The sequence below is a fragment of the Streptomyces sp. NPDC051172 genome (genome assembly GCF_040682555.1).
Classification (GTDB): domain Bacteria; phylum Actinomycetota; class Actinomycetes; order Streptomycetales; family Streptomycetaceae; genus Streptomyces.
Window position 1 is genome coordinate 1 of sequence record NZ_JBFBBE010000319.1, and the last position, 1,666, is coordinate 1,666.

General features: G+C 70.2%; 2 protein-coding genes. Both read right to left on the reverse strand.

Going from position 1 to position 1,666, the window contains the following annotated elements; genetic code table 11:
• Positions 1–903 (reverse strand): 3-hydroxyacyl-CoA dehydrogenase (locus AB0N07_RS50700; RefSeq protein WP_365847741.1); only part of this gene is annotated, 903 nt, incomplete at its 3' end.
• 139 nt (positions 904–1,042) lie between these two features.
• Positions 1,043–1,666, reverse strand: a 624-nt coding sequence (locus AB0N07_RS50705; protein WP_365847743.1) for a MaoC/PaaZ C-terminal domain-containing protein, incomplete at its 5' end; no start/stop codon positions are given.

Here is a 1,666-nt window from a genome sequence, read left to right on the forward strand (position 1 = left end):
GTTCCAGTCCTCCACCGGGCCGAGGTTCTCCCCGTCCGGCCCGTAGCGGTAGAAGCCCTGACCGTCGGCCACACCGCTGTGGCCCTCGGCGATGCTCTTCTCGAGCAGCTCAGCGAAGCCGCGCTGCCAGTCGACGCCCGTGTTGCGGGAGACGTTGGCGGCCACGTGGAAACCCACGACGTCGTAGGTCTGGAACGGGCCGCGCTCGTTGCCGGTGGCCACGCGCCAGGTGCGGTCGATGTCCGCCGGATTGCCCACTCCGTGCATGTACAGCTTCGAGCCGGCCTGCAGCCACGGGATGAGCAGGGAGTTGAGGAAGTAGCCCGGGATCTCCTTGCGCACGTGCACGGGGACCATGCCGGTCTCCTCGGCGAACTGCAGGGCACCCGCGACGGCCTCCGGCGAGGTCGCGGCGGTGCCCATGACCTCGGCGGTGTTCTGCGCCCAGATGCGGTTGGCGTAGTGCAGGGCCAGGAAGCGCTCCGGATGGCCGCTGGCGTCGGCGAAGTCCGAGGGCAGCAGGGAGGAGGTGTTCGTGGCGAACAGGGTCGTGGCGGGGGCGAGCACGCCCACCTGGGCCCACACCTTGCGCTTGAGCTCCAGGTTCTCCGGGACGGCCTCGACCACGATGTCCGCATCCGCCAGGGCCTCGCCGAGGTTCGAGGTCGGCGTGATGCGGGCGATGGCCTCGTCGAAGCGCTGCGCGTCGTAGCCCTCCCCGAGGTCCGCTTCGTAGCCCTGGCGGATCCACGCCCAGCGGCGCTCGATCCCCTCGAGGGCGGCGGGGACCGCGTCGTAGGCCATCACCTTCTTGCCGTGGTACGCCGCCTGCATGATGATCTGCGAACCCAGCACGCCGGTGCCCAGCACGGCGACCTGCTCGAAACGGGTGAACTCGGACATGTGTGTCGACCTTCTTCTCTCGCGGTCCGAATGGGACGCCCAGGTGAACGTCCCGGGCACTCTCCTTGTTCCCGGGGACGACGACGGGCCGCCCGGTGCGCAGCGGGCGTACGGGACGGCCCATCGAAGCAGGGGAGGCTCAGCCCTGGGAGGTCTCGGACGGGGCCATCGGCCAGGTCTTGGCCACGAGCGTCAGCACGTCGTACTGGGCGCAGAGCTCGTCCTTCTGGTTGTGGATCCGGCAGTCCCAGGCCACCTCGCCGTACTCGTCGCTCACGCGCGGGGTGATCCGCTTGGCGGTCAGGGTCACGCGGATGGCGTCGTCGTAGGTCACCGGCGTGACGAAGCGCAGGTTCTCCAGGCCGTAGTTGGCCAGCACCGGGCCCGGATCCGGGGCCACGAACAGCCCCGCGGCCCACGAGACCAGCAGGTAGCCGTGGGCGACGCGGCGCGGGAAGAACGGGTTGGCCATGGCGGCCTCCTCGTCCGTGTGGGCGTAGAACCTGTCCCCGGTCTCCTCCGCGAAGGCGGTGATGTCCTCCAGGGTCACGGTGCGCAGGCCGGAGGCGAACTGGTCGCCCACCGTCAACTCGGCCAGGGACTTGTAGAACGGGTGCACCGCGGTGCCGGCCTCCACGTCCTCGCGGGTCACCGTGTGGGCCGCGGCGCCCTGATGCCACACGCCGGTGATGGCCGTGAGCATGTCCGGGGAGCCCTGGATCGCCGTGCGCTGCATGTAGTGCTTCACGGCACGGACCCCGCC